General features: G+C 52.9%; 19 protein-coding genes and 1 riboswitch. Of the genes, 17 read left to right on the top strand and 2 right to left on the bottom strand.

Annotated elements, in window-relative coordinates:
* Window positions 1-4: 4 nt before the first annotated feature.
* Both A3844_RS11715 and gnd read right to left on the bottom strand, forming a co-directional pair.
* A complete protein-coding gene (locus tag A3844_RS11715) occupies window positions 5-676 on the bottom strand; it encodes a GntR family transcriptional regulator (protein WP_074107496.1) in 672 nt (223 codons plus the stop codon).
* A gap of 134 nt (window positions 677-810) precedes the next feature.
* Complete coding sequence (gene gnd / locus A3844_RS11710; RefSeq protein ID WP_074107495.1) at window positions 811-1,713, bottom strand: phosphogluconate dehydrogenase (NAD(+)-dependent, decarboxylating); 903 nt, start codon at window positions 1,711-1,713, stop codon at window positions 811-813.
* 348 nt (window positions 1,714-2,061) lie between these two features.
* Here gnd and A3844_RS11705 point away from each other — a divergent pair, with 348 nt between their 5' ends.
* The 17 genes from A3844_RS11705 to rapZ all read left to right on the top strand — a co-directional run bounded on the left by A3844_RS11705 (window position 2,062) and on the right by rapZ (window position 20,016).
* On the top strand, window positions 2,062-3,279 hold the full coding sequence (locus tag A3844_RS11705; protein WP_074088708.1) for an ATP phosphoribosyltransferase regulatory subunit: 1,218 nt from the start codon (window positions 2,062-2,064) through the stop codon (window positions 3,277-3,279).
* Window positions 3,280-3,332: 53 nt separating this feature from the next.
* Window positions 3,333-3,989 (top strand): ATP phosphoribosyltransferase, encoded by a 657-nt coding sequence (gene hisG / locus A3844_RS11700; RefSeq protein WP_074088709.1) that lies wholly within the window; start codon window positions 3,333-3,335, stop codon window positions 3,987-3,989.
* 23 nt (window positions 3,990-4,012) lie between these two features.
* Window positions 4,013-5,320: a histidinol dehydrogenase gene (gene hisD, locus A3844_RS11695; RefSeq protein WP_074107494.1), complete on the top strand. Its 1,308-nt coding sequence runs from the start codon at window positions 4,013-4,015 to the stop codon at window positions 5,318-5,320.
* Entirely contained in the window at window positions 5,310-5,921 is a 612-nt protein-coding gene (gene hisB, locus A3844_RS11690) for an imidazoleglycerol-phosphate dehydratase HisB (protein ID WP_074103635.1), read from the top strand. Before hisD ends, hisB begins: the two co-directional genes overlap by 11 nt.
* A 1-nt stretch (window position 5,922) precedes the next feature.
* Complete coding sequence (gene hisH / locus A3844_RS11685; protein ID WP_074103636.1) at window positions 5,923-6,546, top strand: imidazole glycerol phosphate synthase subunit HisH; 624 nt, start codon at window positions 5,923-5,925, stop codon at window positions 6,544-6,546.
* A 76-nt stretch (window positions 6,547-6,622) separates the two neighbouring features.
* The gene (gene hisA, locus A3844_RS11680; RefSeq protein WP_074107493.1) at window positions 6,623-7,360 is read left to right on the top strand and encodes a 1-(5-phosphoribosyl)-5-[(5-phosphoribosylamino)methylideneamino]imidazole-4-carboxamide isomerase; all 738 of its coding nucleotides are present in this window, start codon (window positions 6,623-6,625) and stop codon (window positions 7,358-7,360) included.
* Between the two features lie 428 nt (window positions 7,361-7,788).
* Complete coding sequence (hisF, locus tag A3844_RS11675; protein WP_074088714.1) at window positions 7,789-8,547, top strand: imidazole glycerol phosphate synthase subunit HisF; 759 nt, start codon at window positions 7,789-7,791, stop codon at window positions 8,545-8,547.
* Window positions 8,544-9,272: a bifunctional phosphoribosyl-AMP cyclohydrolase/phosphoribosyl-ATP diphosphatase HisIE gene (gene hisIE / locus A3844_RS11670; RefSeq protein WP_074107492.1), complete on the top strand. Its 729-nt coding sequence runs from the start codon at window positions 8,544-8,546 to the stop codon at window positions 9,270-9,272. The genes hisF and hisIE overlap by 4 nt, the downstream gene beginning before the upstream one ends.
* A 15-nt stretch (window positions 9,273-9,287) precedes the next feature.
* Window positions 9,288-10,115: a histidinol-phosphatase HisJ gene (gene hisJ / locus A3844_RS11665; protein ID WP_074107491.1), complete on the top strand. Its 828-nt coding sequence runs from the start codon at window positions 9,288-9,290 to the stop codon at window positions 10,113-10,115.
* Between the two features lie 23 nt (window positions 10,116-10,138).
* Window positions 10,139-11,089, top strand: a complete 951-nt coding sequence (locus tag A3844_RS11660) for a ribose-phosphate diphosphokinase (protein ID WP_062523658.1) — start codon at window positions 10,139-10,141, stop codon at window positions 11,087-11,089.
* Window positions 11,090-11,354: 265 nt separating this feature from the next.
* Complete coding sequence (locus A3844_RS11655; protein ID WP_074107490.1) at window positions 11,355-13,088, top strand: tetratricopeptide repeat protein; 1,734 nt, start codon at window positions 11,355-11,357, stop codon at window positions 13,086-13,088.
* Window positions 13,089-13,107: 19 nt separating this feature from the next.
* Window positions 13,108-14,061: a thioredoxin-disulfide reductase gene (gene trxB, locus A3844_RS11650; RefSeq protein ID WP_074107489.1), complete on the top strand. Its 954-nt coding sequence runs from the start codon at window positions 13,108-13,110 to the stop codon at window positions 14,059-14,061.
* Between the two features lie 74 nt (window positions 14,062-14,135).
* A riboswitch (TPP riboswitch) is annotated at window positions 14,136-14,242 on the top strand.
* 115 nt (window positions 14,243-14,357) lie between these two features.
* The gene (thiC, locus tag A3844_RS11645) at window positions 14,358-16,052 is read left to right on the top strand and encodes a phosphomethylpyrimidine synthase ThiC (RefSeq protein WP_074107488.1); all 1,695 of its coding nucleotides are present in this window, start codon (window positions 14,358-14,360) and stop codon (window positions 16,050-16,052) included.
* Window positions 16,053-16,314: 262 nt separating this feature from the next.
* Entirely contained in the window at window positions 16,315-16,542 is a 228-nt protein-coding gene (locus A3844_RS11640) for a DUF1858 domain-containing protein (protein WP_074107487.1), read from the top strand.
* Between the two features lie 42 nt (window positions 16,543-16,584).
* On the top strand, window positions 16,585-17,862 hold the full coding sequence (locus tag A3844_RS11635) for a DUF438 domain-containing protein (RefSeq protein ID WP_074107486.1): 1,278 nt from the start codon (window positions 16,585-16,587) through the stop codon (window positions 17,860-17,862).
* A gap of 257 nt (window positions 17,863-18,119) precedes the next feature.
* Window positions 18,120-19,070 (top strand): ROK family glucokinase, encoded by a 951-nt coding sequence (locus A3844_RS11630; protein WP_074107485.1) that lies wholly within the window; start codon window positions 18,120-18,122, stop codon window positions 19,068-19,070.
* A 46-nt stretch (window positions 19,071-19,116) separates the two neighbouring features.
* A complete protein-coding gene (rapZ, locus tag A3844_RS11625) occupies window positions 19,117-20,016 on the top strand; it encodes an RNase adapter RapZ (protein ID WP_074088723.1) in 900 nt (299 codons plus the stop codon).
* Window positions 20,017-20,066 lie beyond the last annotated feature (50 nt).

Here is a 20,066-nt window from a genome sequence, read left to right as displayed (position 1 = left end):
ATGATTAGGACAGGCTGCGAATCAGCGTTTCAGAAGAATCGGCAAAATACTCCTGAACCACCTTATGGATCGTTTCACGATCTCCTGTACGAAGTGCCTCAATAACCACGCGGTGCTTCTCCGCTATCCAATGCATCCGTTCCTCTCCGAGGGTAAAGCCTTTTTCGGTAGTAATTAGAATGACGGTCATTACAATATAACGGATGCTATTCCATAAATGAAGAATCCTGGTGTGCTTCGCTTCGGTGATAATGGATTCATGAAAAGAGAAGTCCTGGCGGGCAAACTCAACGTAATCATTGTGCTTGACGGCCAGCTTCATTCTGTCGATACTCTGTTCGAGCTGCCGGATTAGCGAATCCTGTATATTCATGGCGAGCCGTTCTTGGGCAAAGCTCTCGATGAGGTACCGGACATCATAGAGCTCCTCAACATCTTTGATGTTCAGTCCTACAACAACGGCTCCCATTCTTTCCAGACGGATTAATCCCTCGCCAGCCAAGGTCTTGAGTGCCTCACGGACCGGAGAACGGCTGATGCCAAAATCGGTTGAAATCCGGTTCTCCGAAAGCACCTCGCCTGGTTTGATGTTTTCATTTATGATTTGCAGCCTGAGTTCACAGGCAATCGATTCTCCAAGGGAAGCTCCTTGCAGCCATGTGGCAGGATAATGCATGTAAAAGGACTCCTCTGTGTGATTAGTTGTTAGCTAAGACCAGGCATTCCATTAATTTTAGCATACAATGTCTTCACCGTTCCATCCGGTTAACCTGTGCCGTTCCTTGCCTGGAGCGCATTCTGTAATTCAAATCAGTCCTTCTCCTGCACAACAGCGTGACCGCCAAATTCATTGCGTAGCGCAGCTACAACCTTGCCGTGGAAAGTATCGTCCTCAAGGGAACGGTAGCGCATCAGCAAAGAGAGGGCAATAACCGGTGTGCTGGCTTCAAGATCAAGCGCAGTTTGAACGGTCCATTTACCTTCTCCGGAGCTCTGCATTACTCCGCGGATTCCGGAAAGCTTCGGATCTTTGGCAAAAGCGTTCTGTGCAAGCTCCATCAGCCAACCGCGGATCACAGATCCATTCGACCACAGTCCGGCAACCTGCTCATAGTTAAAGTCGAACGGGCTTTTCTCCAGCAGCTCAAAACCTTCGGCAATGGACTGCATCATTCCATACTCAATACCATTATGGATCATCTTCAAAAAATGGCCACTGCCACTTTCCCCTGCGTACAGGTAACCCCGCTCGACCGCGAGATCACGGAATAGCGGTTCAATGTCCTTGAATACCTCCGGATCGCCCCCAACCATTAAGCATGCTCCATGCTCAGCCCCCTCCGTTCCGCCGGATGTGCCGGCATCGAATAAATAAATGCTGCGCTCACGCAGCTTCTCTGCCCGTGCAATGGATTCCTTGTAGTGGGAGTTGCCGCCGTCTATGATGATATCCCCCGCATCCAATAGCCGGGATAGACTCTCAATCACTCCTCCTACGATCTCGCCGGCAGGGAGCATGACCCAGACTATTCTGGGATGTTCAAGCTTCGCAACCACTTCCTCCAAGGATGAAGCGGCAAGCGCGCCCCGTTCGGCTAACTGCAGCCCCATTTGCGGGTTGATATCGCTTACCACAAGCTCATGCCCATGGTTCATCAGGTTCAGTGCCAGGTTAAAACCCATTTTGCCCAGTCCGATCATGCCCAATTTCATTGTAGTTCACTCCTTAGCAGATTCTTGTGATAACTTGTGTACTTGTATACAACTTTGTTTGTATCTTACTACTGCACTGAATAGCTTGTAAAGGGTAATCTTGTATGTAATTAATATTCGTGAGAGTAAGGCTCCCGGCTATTAAGAGGTGTGGATGGAGACCATATATAAAAATCTCAACATCACTCTATATGTAAGCAATTATGCTATTCTATATATCAAAGGTTCAATTGACGTATAGGATCGTCCGTGATACGATATTGCCACTGCTTTACTTTGTTACCACTGTACCATAATAAAGCGTTTATTTCCTACTATTGATGATATCTGACGAGGTGACCAATGAAGATGTCCAAACCAAAGGGATTCGAGAAGCCGGCTGGCGTGCGTGACTATCTCCCGCGTGCAGTGGCCAAACTGCGCAAGATCGAGAATGATGTGCTGCACTGCATGAGCCGCTGGGGATACCGGCAGATGATTACGCCCACATTGGAATATTACGATACCGTCGGTGTGGCCAGCTCCACATCCGATCAGAAGCTCTATAAATTGCTTAACAACCGCGGGCAGGCCCTGGTGCTCCGCTCGGAGATGACAGCGCCGGTGGCGCGTGTGGTTTCTTCACTGTTAAAGGATGAGCCGCTGCCTCTCCGCCTGTCCTACCACGCTAATGTGTTCCGGGCCATTGAGGAGGAAGCGGGTCGGGAAGCTGAATTCTTCCAGACCGGGGTAGAGCTTGTCGGCGATGATTCACCGGAGGCTGATGCCGAGGTTGTGGCGCTGGCGATTTCCTCGCTGCAGGCGGCGGGCGTGAAGTCTTTCAAAATCGCCATGGGGCATGTTGGCTTCCTCGACGGGTTGTTCCAGGAGGCGGTAGCCGGTCTTCCGGAAGCGCAGGAAGAACTGAAGAGCCATTTGCTAAACCGTGATTATGTGGCCTTCCGCGAGACGCTCCGCCAGCTTGAACTGACTGAGGCGCAGAAGAATGAGCTGGATGGACTGCTGCGGCTGCGGGGAGGCAAGGAAATCTGCAGTCAAGCTCTGGAGCTCAGCAGCCATCCGCTGGCCCGTACCTCCATTGAGCATTTATGCAAGGTGTGGGAAGTACTGGTATCGTATGGCGTCTCTCAGCATGTTCTGATTGATCTGACGATGATTGGCGACTTCTCCTATTATACAGGGATGACCTTTGAGGGCTATGCCTCGGAGCTTGGATTTCCGGTATGCAGCGGTGGCCGTTATGACAATCTGCTGCAGCAATTCGGGCGCCCCATTCCGTCAACCGGCTTCTCTTTGAAGACGAACCGTATTCTGGACGGTGTATCCGGGGTACCGGAAGAGGAAGAGCTTCCAGTCCTGATCCAGTACGACGCTTCCCGTCGCAAAGAAGGTCTGGAGGAGGCGGCGCGGCTGCGGGCTGAAGGCCATGTAGTGGTGACACGGCTGGCCAGCGAGGCCGGTGATCTGAAGACAGTGAAGCGTTTGGACACAAATGCGGTTGAAGCGGAAGGCGAAACGTACGGGGAGATTTATACATTCGTTTCTTTTGTCAGCGAGCATGGCTAAGTTCTACATATACAGGTATATAGGCAAAGATATGGAAACGGAGGTCGATGATAATGGCGCAGATATTGAAGGTGGCCATGCCAAAAGGTCGGATTTACAATAAAGCAGCCGAGTTGTTCCGTCAAGCGGGGCTGCCGATTCCGGCGGATGGTGAAGAGTCGCGTAAGCTGGTGATTTCACTGCCGGAAGCGGGAATGGAATTTATCCTGGCCAAACCGGTCGATGTTCCCACTTATGTGGAATATGGTGTCGCGGATATCGGAATTGTCGGCAAAGATGTGCTTCTGGAGGAAAACCGTGACGTCTATGAGCTGCTGGACCTGGGAATCGCCCGCTGCCGGATGTCGATTATCGGCTTGCCGAACTGGCAGCCGGGTATTCAACAGCGGGTGGCGACGAAATATCCGAATGTGGCTTCCCGCTATTTCCGCGAGCAGGGGCAGCAGGTAGAGGTTGTGAAGCTGAATGGTTCCATTGAGCTTGCACCGCTAATCGGTCTTGCAGACCGTATTGTTGATATGGTGGAGACCGGCCAGACGTTGAAGGACAATGGGCTGGTGGAGATGAAGAGCATCTTCGAGATTACGAGCCGTCTTGTGGCCAACCGAGTAAGCTACCGGATGAAGAACGAAGAAATTCAGCAACTGTGTGACCGCCTGCAGGCGGTTATCACCCGACCGGGAGCGGCAACGGGCGGAGTAGAGCGCTAAGGATGTAAAAGGGGGAAGCAGCGGTGAAGGTTCAATCGAGCAAGGAATTTAAGCTTCAGCGTGAAGTAGAGTACGGAACGCCTGAGCAGAATAAGGCCGTGAAGGAAATTGTGGCCGATATCAAAAAAGAAGGCGACGCGGCACTGCTCCGCTATACGGAGCGGTTCGACGGCGCTGCGCTTACTGCAGCACAGCTGCGGGTAACGGCAGAGGAGCTCCAGGCTGCATACGGCAGGGTGGAGGAGTCCTTTGTAACGGCGATCCGCGCCGCTGCAGCGAATATCCGGGCGTTTCATGCCCGGCAGAAACGTAATTCCTGGATGGATCTGCAGCCGGACGGCACGATCCTGGGCCAGATCATCCGCCCCCTGAAGCGAGTGGGCGTATACGTGCCCGGCGGCAAGGCGGCATACCCGTCCTCGGTGCTGATGAACGTAATTCCGGCTCAGATTGCCGGAGTGCCGGAGATTGTGATGGTCACTCCGCCGTCGACCGGCGGCACGGAGGGCATCGATCCTTACATTCTCGTTGCCGCCGCAGAAGCTGGCGTGAACGAGATCTACCGCGTGGGCGGCGCGCAGGCGATCGCCGCCCTGGCCTTCGGCACGGAGTCTATCGTGCCGGTCGATAAGATCTGCGGGCCAGGGAACATCTACGTGGCCCTGGCCAAACGCGAGGTCTACGGGGCTGTCGATATCGACAGCATCGCCGGACCGAGCGAGATCATCGTGCTCGCCGACGATACCGCTGAGGCCGCCTACGTCGCGGCCGACCTGCTCTCGCAGGCCGAGCATGACGAGATGGCCTCGGCCATCCTGGTTACGCCATCGCAGCGCTTGGCGGAGGCCGTTGCTGCCGAAGTAGAACGGCAGCTGCGTGAGCTTCCGCGCGAGGCGATCGCGCGCGCATCCGTGGACAACTATGGCGCGATCATCGTCGTGGAGTCGCTGGCGGAAGGGATCTCCGTTGTGAACCGGCTAGCGCCGGAGCATCTGGAGATTGTTACAGAGGACCCGATGGGTCTGCTCGGCAGCATTGAGAATGCCGGAGCTATCTTCCTCGGCCCGTACAGCTCGGAGCCGGTCGGCGATTATTTTGCCGGCCCGAATCATATTATTCCGACCAATGGCACAGCACGGTTCTCGTCGCCGGTGGATGTGGATGATTTCATTAAAAAATCAAGCCTGATCTATTACAGCAAGGAAGCACTGCTGAAGGACGGGGCAACAATTATTGAGCTGGCTCGCCGCGAGGGGCTGGAAGGCCATGCACGTGCAATAGAGGTCAGACTGCATAACGAAGCGAAGGGTGGAGACGGAAATGGAAAATAACAACGAGGCCCAGGCCGTGCGCCAAGCGGGACTTAGCCGTAAAACGAATGAAACGGATATCAAGCTCACTCTGGCCGTGGACGGCAGCGGGGTTTCGGAGCTGGAGACGGATGTCCCGTTTCTGAATCATATGCTGGATTTATTTACAAAGCATGGCCAGTTTGATCTGTCCGTGCAGGCGCGGGGCGACATTGACATTGACGATCACCACACCGTGGAGGACATCGGCATTTGTCTGGGACAGGCGCTTCGTGAGGCACTGGGCGACAAAAAAGGCATCAAGCGCTACGCGAGTGTCTTCATCCCTATGGATGAGGCACTGGCTCAGGTGGTTATCGATATCAGCAACCGTCCGCATTTTGAGTATCGTGCTGCATATCCATCGCAACAGGTTGGAAGCTTTTCCACAGAGCTGGTGCATGAATTTCTGTGGAAATTCGCACTGGAGGCACGGATTACACTGCACGTGATCGTGCATTATGGTTCGAATACCCACCACATGATCGAGGCGATATTCAAAGCGCTGGGCCGGGCGCTGGATGAAGCGACACGGATTGACCCGCGCGTGAAGGGTGTGCCTTCCACGAAGGGAGTGCTGTAGAATGACCGTTGCAATCGTCGATTACGGCATGGGCAATCTGCATAGTGTCAGCAAGGCGGTGGAACGACTCGGGTACAAAAGTCTTGTGACGGGTGAGGCCGGGGAGATTCTGGCTGCCGATAGCGTCATTTTGCCGGGCGTCGGTGCGTTTGGCGATGCGATGGAGCATCTGCGGGAGAGCGGATTGGATACTGTGGTCCGTGAGGCAGCATCTTCAGGACAGCCGCTGCTGGGGATATGCCTCGGAATGCAGCTGCTGTTCACCAGCGGCGAAGAATACGGCACTCATGAAGGGCTTGATCTTCTGCCTGGCTCGGTGGTCCGTTTTGCACCTCGTGAGGGCTACAAAGTCCCGCATATGGGCTGGAACAAGTTGGATTTCCTTCAGCCGCAGAGTCCGTTGTTCGCGGAACTTGAAGCAGGGCATGTATATTTTGTCCACTCCTTCCATGCTGTCATGGAACAGCAGAGCGATTTGCTCGCCATCACAGATTACGGTCATCCGGTTACGGCTATTGTAGGCCGGGAGAATGTATTTGGTATGCAGTTTCATCCGGAGAAGAGCGGAGAGCTGGGAATGAAGCTGCTGGGCAATTTCTTGCAACTGAAGGATACGCGGGTATAAGCCCACTATATATAATGAACTTAAGAAACTCTCTATATGACTATTGACTATATTGTAGCGAAAGTGGGAGCGCCTCATGTCTTCTTTTATCGTATATCCGGCGATTGATATCCGGGATGGAAAATGCGTCAGACTGCAGCAGGGTGATTACAACCAGGAAACCATATATAACGACAGCCCGCTGAAGGTAGCCAAGTCTTGGGAAGAGCAGGGCGGGAAGTTTATTCATCTCGTGGATTTGGACGGAGCCAAAGCCGGACATCCGGTAAATGACGCCATCATCGGGGCTATCGCCAAAAACGCGGGTGTTCCCGTACAGGTAGGCGGAGGCCTCCGCACGATTGCGGATGTGGAAAAACTGCTGGGACTCGGCGTCAGCCGTGTCATTATCGGTACTGCCGCGATCAACGATCATGCCTTCACAGAGTCTGTGCTCGCCAAATATGGCGACAAAGTGGCGATTGGGATTGATGCCCGTGGCGGCTATGTTGCCACTCATGGCTGGCTGAACACCTCTGAGGTTCGTGCAGAGGATCTGGCCAAGGAGCTGGCAGCCAAGGGCGCCGAAACGTTCATCTACACCGACATCTCACGCGACGGGATGATGCAGGGTCCGAACATCGAGGGCATCGTGTCCATGGCTGCTACCAGCGGTAAAACCGTGATCGCCTCTGGCGGCGTCACAAGTCTGGACGACCTGCTGCGCCTTAACGTACATAGCGGCAGCGGCATCGGCGGTGCGATAGTCGGCAAAGCGCTATACACTGGCAATATTGATCTTACCGAGGCTTTGCAGGCTCTGAACGGGAAATAGAATGACCGACAGGTTTTAGCTGCACGAATGCAGTTTGAGCTCGATTCCAAGTTTAGTTCATCTTATGGTTATTCTTTACGCAGGCGGTTCGAAGCCGCCGTCCCGTGAGGGGCCAGAACGTGGAACACGAAAGTTGTTTAAGGTCTAAGGTTTAAAGTTTAAGGTTTAAGTTTAAGGTTTTGCCCTTGCAGGTGCAACGACGTAGAAGCGGCCCCGCAGGGGTAAGCGCTCATTAGCCATAATTGCCCAGGAGCTTAGGCCCCTGCCCACGCCAGCCATCCGGGTGTCCAGAGGGCCGGGGCCCTTGGGGTCCCCCTTGGCTAAGGGGGATTTAGGGGGATCGAAAAGGTTGGATCGTAAAAGGTTGGATCGTAAAAGGTTGGATCGTAAAAGGTTTTCACTCGAAAACTATGGAAAGGGGTTATTTCATGTTAGCCAAACGCATCATTCCCTGTCTGGATGTTAAAGACGGGCGGGTAGTCAAAGGCGTGAACTTTGTGAATCTGCGCGATGCCGGTGATCCGGTGGAGCTGGCGGCATTGTATGACCGGGAAGGCGCCGATGAGCTTGTATTTCTGGATATTTCCGCCTCTGTGGAAGGCCGGGCCACGATGGTTGAAGTCGTGCGGCAGACCGCAGGTGAAATTGCCATCCCCTTTACAGTGGGCGGAGGGATCTCTACTCCGGAGGATATGAAGCGCATCCTGCGCGCGGGTGCGGACAAAATCGGTATCAATACAGCGGCGGTCAATAATCCGCAGCTCATTCTCGAAGGGGCCCGGCGCTTCGGAGCCCAGTGTATTGTAGTGGCGATGGATGCCAAATACAATGAGGCTTGGGGCGAATGGGAAGTATATACGCACGGCGGGCGCAAGCCTACGGGAATCCGTGCGTTGACTTGGGCCAAGGAGGCGGAGAAGCTGGGAGCAGGCGAGATTCTGCTGACCAGCATGGATGCGGACGGCACGAAGGACGGCTTCGATCTGAAGCTGACCGCTGCGGTGAGTGACCTGCTTACCATTCCCGTGATTGCTTCTGGTGGAGCAGGGAAGACGGAGCATTTTTATGATGTATTTACGGAAGGTAAAGCCGACGCTGGACTAGCGGCGACGATTTTTCACTATAAAGAAATCGCCATTCATGATTTGAAGGCAGATCTGAAGCAAAAAGGGGTAGAGATCCGATGAGCGAAGCAGAGCAATTAACAGCCCAGAGCCAACAGGAAGTATTAGAGGGCATACGCTGGAATGAAGCTGGACTGCTCCCTGCCGTAGTGCAGGATGTGAACAGTCTGGAAGTGCTAATGGTTGCCTATATGAATAAAGAATCCCTGCAGCTCTCGCTGGAGAGCGGACAGACCTGGTTCTGGAGCCGGTCACGCAGTGAACTGTGGCATAAAGGGGGGACCTCCGGCAATACCCAGGCTATTACTTCCATCCATTATGACTGCGACAGCGACACGTTGCTATTGAAGGTGGTACCGGAAGGGCCAGCTTGCCATACAGGGGAGACCTCCTGTTTCTTCCGCGAGCTCCCGCTGAGCCATCCGGCAGCAGCAGGCAGCGTTAAGGAACCAACTGCCGCGACTGCCTCGCAGGGGCTGAGCGACAGTGAGCGTTTTGCCGTTCTCGGGGAGCTGGAGCGGGTGATTGCCGAGCGGGAAGCAGAACGGCCGGAAGGCGCGTATACAACCTACCTGTTCGATAAAGGCGTTGATAAAATTCTGAAAAAAGTGGGCGAAGAGGCCTCGGAAACGATCATCGCCGCCAAAAATAAAGACAATGCCGAGCTGCGCCTTGAAGTCAGCGATTTGATCTACCATCTGCTGGTGCTGCTGCAGGAGCGCAAGCTTCCGCTGGATGAGATTATGGAGGAACTGAGCGCCCGCCATGAACGGCCGCGCCGTGATTAGGAAGGAGCCTTCAGCATGCGTATTGATTACCATACCCACCATGAGCGCTGTGGACATGCAGTAGGAACCCTTGAACAGTATGTGCAGCGGGGGGTTGAACTGGGGCTGGAGCAGCTCGGTTTGTCTGATCACCTGCCGCTTCTTCATGTAGACCCGGATACCTACTATCCAGAGATGGCGATGCCGTTATCCGAGCTTCCCCGCTATGTGGACGAATGTCTGAACCTTAAGGAGCGTTATCGCGGAAGGATTGAGCTGCGTGTAGGACTGGAAGCCGATTATATCGAGGGCTACGAGGAGCAGATCCGTGAGCTTTTGGCACCGTATCCTTGGGACTATTTGATCGGTTCGGTACATTTTCTCGGAGAATGGGACATTACGGATTTTCGCCAGACGCAGGGCTGGGAAGGTCAAGATGTGATGGAGGTTTACCGCCGGTATTATGATGCTGTACGGAAGTCGGCGTTATCGGGATTATATGATATTATAGGACATATGGATGTTATCAAACGGTTTGGCTACGGTCCACAGACACCAGAGGGCAAGGCCAAGGTGCGGGCGATGGAGCTGGAGGCGCTCAGTGCGATAGCAGGCAGCGGTATAGCGATGGAGCTTAACGCGTCAGGGCTTACCAAGCCCTGCGCGGAGATGTTTCCCGCTGAGCATGTGCTGCAGCAGGCTTTGAAGCTGGGCATACCGCTCACCCTGGGCTCTGATGCCCATGATCCAATGAAGCTGGGAGACGGCTTGCAGGAAGCCCGCAGCATGCTGTGGCACACCGGTTTCCGCGAATTGGCTGTGTTTGAGGGTCGCGTCCGTACATTGGTTCCGTTTGAACTATAAATTTTGATCCCCAGGAGGGTACTATGCATCATCATCAATTGCGTATTTTTTCCGGTTCGTCGAATCCGAAGCTGGCCGCTGATATTGCGGAGCGTCTGGGCGCACCGCTGGGCCAGATTAAGCTGACCCGCTTCAAGAGCGGCGAGATTTATGTGCATTATGAAGAGAGCATCCGGAACTGTGACGTATTTTTGGTGCAATCCCTCGCTCACCCCATTAATGAGCTGTTCGTAGAGCTGCTGGTCATGATTGATGCGGCTAAGCGGGCTTCGGCAAGAACGGTGAATATTATTGTGCCTTACTACGGCTATGCCAGACAGGAGCGCAAATCCGCGCCGCGCGAGCCGATATCGGCCAAGATGGTAGCTGATGTGCTTACAACCGCCGGAGCTACCCGTGTGATTACGATTGATCTGCATGCGGCGGCTATTCAAGGCTTTTTCAACATCCCGGTCGATCACTTGACAGCACTTGATCTGATCAGCGGATATCTGAAGGTAAAAGGCTTGTCCGACCTGGTTGTGGTATCTCCGGATGCAGGCCGTGCCTCCATGGCAGAGAAGCTGGCCAGCCGTCTGGACTCACCATTTGCTATTATGATCAAGAAGCGCCCGGCTCACAATGAATCGGTGATTACGCATGTGATTGGAGATGTAGAGGGACGGACGCCTATCATTATCGAGGACCTGATCGATACAGGTACAACGATTGTGAATGTGGTGGAAGGCCTGAAGGAGCGCGGGGCGAAGAACAGCATCGTTTGTGCAACTCATGGACTCTTTTCGGGAGATGCACTAAGCCGTATGGTCCACCCCAATATAGATGAAATTGTCGTTACCGATTCCATTGCGCTGCCGGATGATCATTCCAGCCGGTTCACTGTGCTCTCCGTAGCACCTATGCTGGCTGAAGCCACACGCATTATTATTGAAGGCGGTTCTATTGATAAGCTGTTCAGAGACGCGGGGATTTAATTCCTGCGTCTTTTTCATATTAGGACAAGAGACAATCCAGACTGAACAATCAGGGGGCTTGAATAGTTTTTTGAAGCTTTTTCCTCCTGAAGAGTCCCTTCCAATCTTGAGAATCCCCCTGTCACATGTGGTATACTGTGTGAAGACAGTCGGGACCAAAAATGGAAACGACGGCACTTAGGTGGGAGTCCGGGCAGGTGTATGCTGCCGCTCTCCTATTTTTCGTGAGGATAAGGAAGCTTACAAAGGGAGGTGCCTTGCTTCCATGATTGAGAGAACTTCAGAGAATAACGTGGTGAATGGTAACGTGATTCCCGTCACTCTGGATGCCAATTTTTTCTTTGAAAGAGCCGTACGGTCATTGGACCGCTTTCAATATGATAAGGCATTGAAGAATTTTCGCAAAGCTGTTGAATATGAGCCGGAGAACCCGGTGAATCATTGCAATATGGCGGGTATATTATCCGAGATGGGGAAATACGAGGATTCCAACGACATCTTGACTCATGTTCTGGATGAGATTGATCCTACTATGACAGAGTGCCACTTCTATATGGCTAATAACTACGCTAATATGGAAAACTTTGAAGAGGCGGAGCGCAGTCTTGTGACCTATCTGCAAGAGGATGCGAGCGGTGAGTTTCTGGCCGAGTCCGAAGAGCTGATGGAACTGCTGCAGTATGAGCTGAACCGGCCCGCTCCGCTAGTCCGGATCCGCAGCCGGGAAGGTGTGGTGGAGCATGACAGAGCCCGGAGTCTTTTGGAGGAAGGCAAATTCCCGCAAGCGGTCAAGCTGCTTGAAGAGATTGTCCAGAACATTCCTGACTTCCTGGCGGCACATAACAATCTGGCTCTTGCCTATTTCTATATGGGCCGCTTCGCCAAAGCCAAGGAATGTCTTGGCGAAGTGCTGAAGCAGGACCCGGGCAACCTGCATGCGCTCTGCAATATGGCGATTTTCCTGCAATATGCTGGCGATCAGGACCAGCTTGCGGGATTGGTGCGTATGCTTGAGGCGACAGTTCCTTTTCATCAGGAGCATGTATTCAAAATGGCGACAACGATGGGCATATTGGGCAAGCACCAAACTGCATATGGACATTTCCGCCGACTGCTGAAGGATGAAGAGGTCGGCGGTGATGCCGGCTTGTACCATTATTGCGCGGCGGCGGCCAGCAATAGCGGGCTTCATACTGAGGCTATACGCTGCTGGCAGATGGCTTCCAGGCTGGACCCGGAATCAGCAGTGCCGAAATTTTTCCTGTCCCAGATGCAGCTGGCACAGTCAGAGGGCAGGCCGCTGCCTCCGGTAAGCTATAATTATCAGCTGCCTTTTCAGGAGCAGCTGAAGCAGTGGAAGAACAATACGGACAGCTTCACGGAAGAAGTGCAGAATAATCCGCTGCTGCGCGCTTCGTTCTTCTGGGCGCTGCGCTACGGTGATGCTAGTACGAAGCTCCAGGTGACAGAAGCGCTGCGCTGGATTGAGGACGATGAAATATCCGATGTTCTGAAGGGAGTTTCGGAGCAGGAACCGCTGCAGGAGGCTGCGCTTCTCAGTCTGCAGCGGCTGATCGGCGGCAGTCCGGAGGAAAGTGTAGTCCAGAGGGCGGTTCAGGAACCGGTTGTATCAAGCCATAAAGGGCCGCCAGAGTGGAAGGAAGACTGGCAGCGGATTATAGATCATATGGCTGCTGTGATGGACCGGAGATTGGATGCCGCCCAGAAGAGAGATGCCGAGCTCCTCTGGAAGCAGTTCATAGCCCGCCTCTATCCGGATGTACCCTTGTTCCGGCATGCAGAGGGCTGGTGTGCGGCTCTGGAATATCTAACCGCCAAGCTTCATGGTCATCCGGTTACTTACCGCGAGGCTGCACAGCATTACGGCGTTTCCGTCTCCATGGTAAGCCGGTACGCACGGCGTATTCATCAAGCATGCGGGTTAATGCAGGACGGGGCGGCAGCAGACATTTTGCCGCCATTTACGGAAAATATCTGACCCTAAGGAGGACTTGCTAATGTACAAAACAATTGTAATCGGAACAGGTCCGGCAGGATTAACTGCTGCGATTTACCTGGCACGTGCCAACCTCAGCCCCCTTGTTATTGAAGGACTGCAGCCAGGAGGACAATTGACTACGACGACAGAGGTAGAGAACTTTCCTGGTTTTCCTGAAGGTATTCTAGGTCCGGATCTGATGGATAACATGCGCAAGCAGGCAGAACGCTTTGGGGCTCAATTTAAGAATGGCTGGGTGGATTCTGTGGATTTCTCGCAGCGCCCTTTCAAAGTAACCGTGGATGGTCTGGGTGTACTGGAAGCAGAGTCGGTGATTATATCGACCGGTGCTTCGGCGAGGTACCTGGGCATACCGGGAGAGCAGGAGAATGTCGGCCGCGGGGTAAGTACCTGTGCAACCTGCGACGGTTTCTTTTTCCGTGGTAAAAAGATTGTCGTGGTCGGCGGCGGCGACTCCGCGATGGAGGAAGCCAGCTTCCTCACGCGATTCGCTTCCAGTGTAACTCTGGTCCACCGCCGTCCGGAACTTCGCGCTTCGAAGATTATGCAGGACCGGGCGCGGGAGAACAGCAAAGTAGCTTGGGCCCTGAACCGCACACCGCTTAAAGTGACCATCGGGGATACCGGGGTGAAGGGACTTACCGTCCGTAACAATGATACGGGTCTTGAGGAGCTCGTGGAAGCAGATGGCGTATTTGTCGCTATCGGCCACACACCGAATACCGCGTTCCTGGGCGGTCAGATAACTACGGATGCCAACGGCTACATCGTTGTGAATCCGGGGACAACCGAAACCAACATTCCCGGCGTGTTCGCTTGTGGGGATGTTCAGGATACCCGTTACCGGCAGGCGATTTCGGCTGCAGGAACCGGCTGCATGGCTGCTATGGATGCTGAGAAATATCTGGAAGGCGCTATGGTACATGACTGGAGCGAAGCGCTGGATAAGTAACCACAATGCTGGTTAAACAAATTTTTTGATTGACAATAAATACCTGCTAAAGTAGATTGTATTTAATTAGATAAGATACCCACTAGGGGAGCCTGAATAGGCTGAGACGGGGAAATTGAATTCCCGGACCCTTGAACCTGATCTGGATCATACCAGCGTAGGAAAGTGGAGCCGGACCTTTTTTGAGCACAGCCTTATTGGGCTGTTCATGAATAAAGCCGCTCCAGGTGGAGCGGCTTTTTGCTGCGTGCTGATCTTATCTGAATGGCTCACAGAGCGATGAGGAGGAGATAAAAATGTCAGATTCATCAAAAAAGGAACAAATCGATCTGTCGGGATTTCCCGCAAGCCGTAAGGTGTATGTAGAAGGCTCGCGTCCCGATATTCAGGTTCCGATGCGTGAAATCCGTCTTAGCCGGACCGAAGGTGTTGCGGGGGAAGAGGACAATGCACCGCTTCGTGTCTATGATACCAGTGGTATTTACACTGATGCCGCTGAAGATACCAATGTTCGGAAAGGGTTGCCTCCGCACCGCTTAAGCTGGATTGCGGAGCGCGGGGATTCAGTGGAGTACGCCGGGAGAACCGCTCAGCCCGGAGACTCCCGATTAGCTGCAGACCGGACGTCGGCAGAAGGGTTCGCCGGCTTGCGGCGGAATCCTTTAAGAGCACGTGAGAGCTGCAATGTTACCCAACTGCATTATGCGCGGCAGGGGATGATTACGCCGGAAATGGAGTATATCGCGATTCGCGAGAATACCCGGCCTGAATTTGTAAGGGATGAGGTCGCTGCCGGACGGGCCATTATCCCGGCTAATATCAACCATCCTGAGAGTGAGCCGATGATCATCGGCCGTAACTTCCTGGTTAAGATCAACGCGAACATTGGGAATTCCTCCGTGACTTCTTCCATTGAAGAGGAAGTGGAGAAGATGAGATGGGCGACCCGCTGGGGTGCCGATACGATTATGGATCTTTCCACTGGTACAAAAATTCATGCCACCCGCGAATGGATTATCCGCAACTCACCAGTACCGATCGGCACAGTGCCGGTCTATCAGGCGCTGGAGAAGGTAAAAGGAGTAGCCGAGGATCTGACCTGGGAGCTGTATCGCGACACGCTGATTGAACAGGCGGAGCAAGGCGTGGATTACTTTACCATTCATGCCGGGGTGCTGAAGCAGTATATCCCGCTTACTGCCGGAAGAATGACCGGAATTGTGTCCCGAGGCGGCTCCATCATGGCGGCCTGGTGCCTTGCACATCAGCAAGAGAACTTTTTATATACACATTTTGAAGAAATCTGTGAGATTATGAAGACTTATGATGTGGCCTTTTCCTTGGGAGACGGACTGCGCCCGGGCTCCATCGCCGATGCCAATGATGAGGCTCAGTTCGCTGAGCTGGAGACACTTGGGGAGCTGACAGCCATGGCCTGGAAACACGATGTTCAGGTGATGGTCGAAGGTCCGGGGCATGTGCCGATGCACAAGATCAAGGAAAATATGGACAAGCAGCTCGAGCTCTGCCAGGAAGCCCCTTTCTACACCCTGGGTCCGTTAACCACGGATATTGCCCCGGGTTATGACCATATTACTTCGGCGATTGGGGCGGCGATGATCGGCTGGTTCGGGACAGCGATGCTGTGCTATGTTACGCCCAAGGAGCATCTGGGTCTGCCTAATAAGAATGACGTGCGCGAAGGAGTTATCACCTACAAAATCGCTGCTCATGCTGCAGATCTGGCCAAAGGCCACCCGGGTGCCCAGGATCGGGACGATGCATTGTCCAAGGCTCGGTTCGAGTTCCGCTGGCGTGACCAGTTCCATCTGTCGCTTGACCCTGAGCGGGCGCTGGAGTACCATGATGAGACGCTTCCAGCCGAGGGTGCCAAAACAGCGCATTTCTGCTCCATGTGCGGTCCCAAATTCTGCAGCATGCGCATTTCGCACGATATCCGCAATTCGTCCAGACTGAGCCAAATGCTATAACCGGAACGGACTTTATAAAAGGCTGTTTCTTCTGCTGTAACAGGCGGAGGAAACAGCCTTTTTTTATATCCATAAGTTGGCATACAGGCATGACGGTAACAAAAACGGGGCCAATTCATTTCTGCTTTGCAATGAATAGTTGCAGGTATATAAGTTTCTAATTTAGTGACTGCAATCACTCTTTGGCCCCGTACCCTATGCTAAGCTGTTGTTGAGAAAGGTTATCAATTGACATGAAGCTAAGCTGCAGGAGGAGAGTGCAATGAGCAAACACCTTAACATGGATGAATCCATATTCGAGCTGGTCAGTCGTTATCCGGAGGCCATAGACATTATGGTTGAGCTGGGTTTCCGCGATATTACGAAGCCTGGCATGCTGCAGACGGCGGGCCGGTTCATGACCTTGTCTAAAGGAATCACAATGAAGAAAATGGATCGCGAAACCGTCCGGCTGGCCTTTCAGAGCCATGGCTTCGAGATTATTGAATAGATCACTGAGAATAACAAGTGGAATAGAGAAGGAGAGAGAACGATGAGCGAACTGATTAACAACCGTGAAATGGATATTCCTGAGCAGACACGCCGCCAAGCCATGCTTAAGGAGATTATTAAGGAACTGCATGCCGGAAAAAGTGTAGAGGAAGTCAAAGCACGTTTTGCAGAAGCGGTAGGTGATGTTACGGTAGCCGAAATTTCCGCGATGGAGCATTCCCTGATGACGGAGGAGGGGATTCCTGTAACGGAGGTACAGCGCCTATGCTCTGTGCATACGGCCATTTTTAAAGGCTCAATCCAGGAAATTCACCGTTCTAACAAGCCAGAGGAGCAGCCGGGACATCCTGTCCACACCTTCAAGCTGGAGAACCGTGAAATTGAACGGCTTGTGAACTTCCGCTTACAGCTGCATGCCGATAAATTCCAGCGGAACGACAGCGAAGAGATGATTTTCAAGCTGTTGGAGGATCTGAGTCTGCTGCTGGATCTCGACAAGCACTATAGCCGCAAAGAAAATCTGCTGTTCCCTTACCTTGAGAAATACGGTATTTATGGACCAACCAAGGTAATGTGGGGAGTGGATGATGGTATTCGCGGTATGATTAAACAGGCAAAAGCGGCGCTCAGTGCGTACAACGGGGAAGCTGCGGAGCTTGGAGCTGTTCTGACGAACATTATCCAGGAAGTAAATGAAATGATCTTTAAGGAAGAAAATATTCTGCTGCCGATGGCGCTCGATAAGCTGACTGAAGATGAATGGGTCAAAATCGCCCGCGAAAGCGACGAAATTGGCTTCTGTCTGACTGCGCCGGAGCAGGAATGGATTCCTGAGCGTGCCGCAGAACCGGAGGGAGCAGCCGTTCAAGCGGAAGAAGGAGAGGGAGAAGGAGAAAGAGGATTATCGCCGCAAGGCTTTATCCGCTTCGAGACAGGCCTGCTGTCGCTGCATCAGCTGGAAACAGTGCTGAATCATTTGCCTGTCGACCTGACATTTATTGATGAAAATGATGTAGTCCGCTACTTCTCGCATGGCAAAGAGCGAATCTTCGCCCGCACTAAGGCCGTCATTGGACGCACGGTGCAGAACTGCCACCCGCCGCAAAGCGTGCATGTCGTTGAGAAGCTGCTGGAGGATTTCAAGGCGGGCCGCAAAGACGCTGAGGATTTCTGGATTGCCATAAAGGATAAATTTATCTACATCCGTTATTTCGCAGTACGTGACGAAGCAGGCCGCTACATGGGCACCCTCGAATTCACCCAGAACATCGCACCGATCCGCGCACTGGAGGGACAGAAACGGATTTTGTCGGAGTAGCCGTCTAGAGTCAAACGCCTCACCGGCCATCCCCTTAAGTGAAGTTGATCCATCCGCCCCTTGCCGCATAGGTAAGAGGCTTTTTTTATAAAGATAAGAATTTACAGGGTACTCTAAAAACCGTATCTTTAGTCTTAAAAAAATACCAGCCCCTTATGTGGCCGGGTGTGCCGCCTTTCCTTGACCGCAGGGGTACCTTCTATTATAGTGGGTACGTAGGATTAACTATTTTAGCATAGAAAAAGGTGGCTTGTTACATGTCTGAAAGTATCTACGTTGGCGTGGATTTAGGTGGAACCACGATTAAGGTTGGAATCTGCAATGCCGAGGGGAACCTGCTGCACACTTTTGAGGGGCCTACGGGAACTGCGGATGGCGTCGATGCCGTCATCGATAATATCGAAAAGTATGTGCGTCAGATTGTGGAGGACTCCCCGTACTCTTGGGATCAGCTTGCCGGTGTAGGAGCGGGCCTGGCCGGGTTTACGAATATTCGTGAAGGAATTATCATCCTTGCGCCTAACATAGGTTTTAGAGATGTGCCGATCCGCTCCATTCTGGAGGGTCGCTTGAACAAGCCAGTCAAAATAGACAATGATGCTAACGTCGCTGCACTGGGTGAGGCCTGGAGCGGAGCGGGACGTGGTGTGGAGAATTGCGTCTGCTACACGCTGGGCACAGGTGTCGGCGGCGGTATCATTATTAATGGTAAGGTGTATCAGGGTTTTGCCGGACTAGCGGGCGAGCTTGGTCATATTTCTGTAGTGCCTGATCTGGAAGCTATCCAATGCGGCTGCGGCAACATGGGTTGTTTGGAGACCGTTTCCTCTGCTACGGGTATTATTCGCATGGCCAATGATGCTGTTAGCCGCGGCGACCGCACTTCCCTGTCCATGGTGGGGAAAATTGCCGCAAAAGAGGTATTTGATGCAGCCAAGGCCGGAGATGAAGTTGCTCTGCGAATTGTGAACCGTGCTGCGTTCTATCTGGGTAAATCCATGGCTGCTGTCGCAGCGGTGCTTAATCCGGAGGTATTCATCGTTGGCGGCGGTGTCTCCAAAGCCGGAGATATTCTGTTTGAAGAGGTTCGCCGCGTGTTCGCGAAGCTGGCCCCGGCCCCACTACAGACCGGAGTGACCATCGTGCCTGCCGAGCTTGGAAATGATGCGGGTATTATTGGCGCTGCAGGTCTTTTGCTGCGTTCTTAAGCAGATGGAATTATTCATATACTATGTATAGGGAGGGGGCGCTTTGATGACCGAAATGGAACAATCACCGCCCGGTGGTGCCACCCTGATCATTATTACGGGCATGTCAGGTGCAGGCAAGACGATTGCCGTGCAGAGCCTGGAAGATCTCGGATTTTTCTGTGTGGATAATTTGCCGCCGGTGCTGATTCCCAAATTCGCAGAGCTGATTGAGCAATCCAAAGGGAAAATTGCCAAAGTAGCGCTTGTTATCGATTTGCGCGGAAGAGAATTCTTCACAGCTCTGTCGGAGTCACTGTCCTATATCAAAGATGAGTCAACGATCGGTTTTGAAATTCTCTTCCTGGATGCAACAGATTCCGTACTGGTACAGCGCTACAAGGAGAGCCGGCGGCATCATCCGCTGGCGCCCCAAGGCATGCCGCTGGATGGCATCCGCCTGGAACGTCAGATGCTGGAGGAGCTGAAGAATTCAGCAACCTTATGTTTTGACACCAGCAGCATGAAGCCTGTCCAGTTGAAGGAGAAGATTATATCGCGTTTTTCCCATCTGGGCAAAAGTACTCTTTCAGTTAATATTACTTCGTTTGGCTTCAAATACGGAATTCCGATCGACGCAGACCTTGTGTTTGATGTCCGTTTTTTGCCGAATCCTCATTATGTGGATCATTTGCGGCCAAAGACCGGTCAGGATAGCGAGGTTTACGATTATGTAATGAAATGGCCGGAGACACAGACGTTTCTGACCAAACTGTTGGATATGCTTCATTTCCTGATTCCGCAATACCGGAAAGAAGGCAAATCCCAGATTATTATCGGTATTGGCTGTACGGGAGGCAAACACCGCTCTGTGGCAATATCCGAATACCTGGGTAAGATGCTGGGGGTTAGCGAGACGGAGTCGGTAGCCGTCAGTCACCGGGACTCCGAGCGTGACCGGCATTAAGAGAGAAGGGGTCAATAGTGGCTGAAGAACAAGGACAACGTCCACGTATC

This window comes from Paenibacillus helianthi (genome assembly GCF_001909055.1).
Taxonomy (GTDB): domain Bacteria; phylum Bacillota; class Bacilli; order Paenibacillales; family Paenibacillaceae; genus Paenibacillus_AQ; species Paenibacillus_AQ helianthi.
This window is presented reverse-complemented; position numbering and strand designations above follow the sequence as displayed.

Coding starts and splice junctions, on each gene's coding strand:
- thiC (WP_074107488.1), top strand. CDS start 14,358: ATGTCAGATTCATCAAAAAAGGAACAAATCGATCTGTCGGGATTTCCC.
- A3844_RS11640 (WP_074107487.1), top strand. CDS start 16,315: ATGAGCAAACACCTTAACATGGATGAATCCATATTCGAGCTGGTCAGT.
- A3844_RS11655 (WP_074107490.1), top strand. CDS start 11,355: ATGATTGAGAGAACTTCAGAGAATAACGTGGTGAATGGTAACGTGATT.
- rapZ (WP_074088723.1), top strand. CDS start 19,117: ATGACCGAAATGGAACAATCACCGCCCGGTGGTGCCACCCTGATCATT.
- hisJ (WP_074107491.1), top strand. CDS start 9,288: ATGCGTATTGATTACCATACCCACCATGAGCGCTGTGGACATGCAGTA.
- hisA (WP_074107493.1), top strand. CDS start 6,623: ATGTCTTCTTTTATCGTATATCCGGCGATTGATATCCGGGATGGAAAA.
- hisG (WP_074088709.1), top strand. CDS start 3,333: ATGGCGCAGATATTGAAGGTGGCCATGCCAAAAGGTCGGATTTACAAT.
- A3844_RS11705 (WP_074088708.1), top strand. CDS start 2,062: ATGTCCAAACCAAAGGGATTCGAGAAGCCGGCTGGCGTGCGTGACTAT.
- hisF (WP_074088714.1), top strand. CDS start 7,789: ATGTTAGCCAAACGCATCATTCCCTGTCTGGATGTTAAAGACGGGCGG.
- A3844_RS11660 (WP_062523658.1), top strand. CDS start 10,139: ATGCATCATCATCAATTGCGTATTTTTTCCGGTTCGTCGAATCCGAAG.
- hisB (WP_074103635.1), top strand. CDS start 5,310: ATGGAAAATAACAACGAGGCCCAGGCCGTGCGCCAAGCGGGACTTAGC.
- gnd (WP_074107495.1), bottom strand. CDS start 1,713: ATGAAATTGGGCATGATCGGACTGGGCAAAATGGGTTTTAACCTGGCA.
- hisIE (WP_074107492.1), top strand. CDS start 8,544: ATGAGCGAAGCAGAGCAATTAACAGCCCAGAGCCAACAGGAAGTATTA.
- trxB (WP_074107489.1), top strand. CDS start 13,108: ATGTACAAAACAATTGTAATCGGAACAGGTCCGGCAGGATTAACTGCT.
- hisH (WP_074103636.1), top strand. CDS start 5,923: ATGACCGTTGCAATCGTCGATTACGGCATGGGCAATCTGCATAGTGTC.
- A3844_RS11715 (WP_074107496.1), bottom strand. CDS start 676: ATGCATTATCCTGCCACATGGCTGCAAGGAGCTTCCCTTGGAGAATCG.
- A3844_RS11635 (WP_074107486.1), top strand. CDS start 16,585: ATGAGCGAACTGATTAACAACCGTGAAATGGATATTCCTGAGCAGACA.
- A3844_RS11630 (WP_074107485.1), top strand. CDS start 18,120: ATGTCTGAAAGTATCTACGTTGGCGTGGATTTAGGTGGAACCACGATT.